This is a genomic window from Dyadobacter sp., from assembly GCF_051859145.1.
Classification (GTDB): domain Bacteria; phylum Bacteroidota; class Bacteroidia; order Cytophagales; family Spirosomataceae; genus Dyadobacter.
This window is the reverse complement of sequence record NZ_JBHYGF010000543.1, coordinates 1-1,609: the sequence shown is the minus strand read 5'-3', so window position 1 is coordinate 1,609 and position 1,609 is coordinate 1. Positions and strand designations below refer to the sequence as shown.

The following is a 1,609-nucleotide window of genomic DNA, read 5'->3' as shown; positions in this document are numbered from 1 at the left end:
ATCCTTTAAAGGCGGTCGTAAAAGGTACTGGAGAAGTTCTCAAAAACCTTGAACTCTACAAGCCTGTATTGATTTCTTAGGATCGGCTCGCGCATAGTTTATCAATTTGGCCCCAGGCCCGACGTTCGAAAATTTTATATTTTTGTACATCGTGCGCTGCACAACCTATTCGTGCGCCGGGTGATGAACTGCGCGTGAACTTTTTAGCCCATGCTCCAACTTGTTGATTTCGTCATTCGAAATCGTTTTTTCCTGGTTTTCGTGCTGCTGGAAGTACTCAGTGTCTGGCTCATCGTGCGCAGCAATACCTATTGGGGAGCTACTTATTTCAATACCTCTAATTACTACGTTGCCAAAACACTCGCCTTTTCTAACTCCGCCAGGGAATTTACCAAGCTCGACGAAATCAATGCGGACCTGGCTGCCGAAAATGCCCGGCTGCACGCATTAGTCACAACCCTGAACCAGCAAAAGCCGGTTGACTCTCCTAATGGCTACGCTCCCGATTCAGCATTTGCTTCTAGGTATACTTACACAGTAGCCAAGGTGGTTGATAATGAAACCAATAAGCAGAACAATGTACTGACCATCGACAAAGGTACTGCGCACGGGATCAAGCCTGGTATGGGGGTTATTTCCGCCACAGGTGTTGTGGGCAAAGTTAGATTTTGTTCTGAGCAGTATTCCGTCATTACTTCGATCCTGCATTCGCAATTTATGGTTTCCAGCAAACTGGTGCGTAGCAAAGAAATAGGATATGCCAAATGGCCAGGTAAAGACCCCAACTTCATTGATCTGATTGACGTTTCCAAGTACACAAAAATCTTCAAGGGCGACTCAGCTGTTACGTCTGACCAAAACTCTGTTTTTCCTCCGGGCATTATGGTCGGAAGAGTGGAAAGTGTAAGTGTACATCCTAATCAGACCTTTTATAATATCATTTTAAGACTCTCTACAGACTTCCGGAATCTCTCGTACGTTTATGTGGTACAAAATCAACAACTTGGGGAGCAGGAAAATCTGAAAGAACGTACTATTGAAAAACGATGAGTTTAAGAGAAGCCATACAATATTCGCTGATGATCCTGCTGTATCTGTTCCTGCAGATCTTCTTCATGCGCAATATGGTTTTGTTCAATTATGCATTCTGCTTTATTTATATCGCCGGCGTTTTGCTGCTGCCTGCGGACATTGACAGGATGTATTTGTTGCTGATTGCATTCGGGATAGGCTTTACCGTCGATGTTTTTTCAAATACGTTCGGCATGCACGCCTCCGCTACAGTCCTGATCGCCTACATCCGTCCTTTCCTGATCCATTTCCAAATGAAGTCAAAAGGAGCTGAGCGGGCTGAGGTCGGAATTCGCACACAAGGCTTTGGCGCATTCGTTTCTTATATATTCCCACTTGTTCTGCTACATCATTCTGTGCTCTTTTTAATGGAGATCAATCATTTTGGAATGATCCTTTACACCCTGATCCGCATTGGTGCCAGCACGCTCTTAACTACTCTCCTCATTATTTTACTGGAACTTTTTTCCAAACGCTGATATGCCAATTTGGCACAATCCCGATTTTGGCTCGGAATTTGATGTAGCTACATTAATTG

General features: G+C 44.3%; 2 protein-coding genes. Both read left to right on the top strand.

Annotation, left to right across the window (positions count from 1 at the left end; genetic code table 11):
• Window positions 1–210 precede the first annotated feature (210 nt).
• Complete coding sequence (gene mreC / locus ACTIE6_RS23620; RefSeq protein WP_439558970.1) at window positions 211–1,050, top strand: rod shape-determining protein MreC; 840 nt, start codon at window positions 211–213, stop codon at window positions 1,048–1,050.
• The gene (locus ACTIE6_RS23615; protein WP_439558969.1) at window positions 1,047–1,550 is read left to right on the top strand and encodes a hypothetical protein; all 504 of its coding nucleotides are present in this window, start codon (window positions 1,047–1,049) and stop codon (window positions 1,548–1,550) included. The genes mreC and ACTIE6_RS23615 overlap by 4 nt, the downstream gene beginning before the upstream one ends.
• The last annotated feature ends 59 nt before the right edge of the window (window positions 1,551–1,609 follow it).

Bases quoted from the DNA above. Each gene is read 5' to 3' on its own strand.
- mreC (WP_439558970.1), top strand. From the start codon at position 211: ATGCTCCAACTTGTTGATTTCGTCATTCGAAATCGTTTTTTCCTGGTT.
- ACTIE6_RS23615 (WP_439558969.1), top strand. From the start codon at position 1,047: ATGAGTTTAAGAGAAGCCATACAATATTCGCTGATGATCCTGCTGTAT.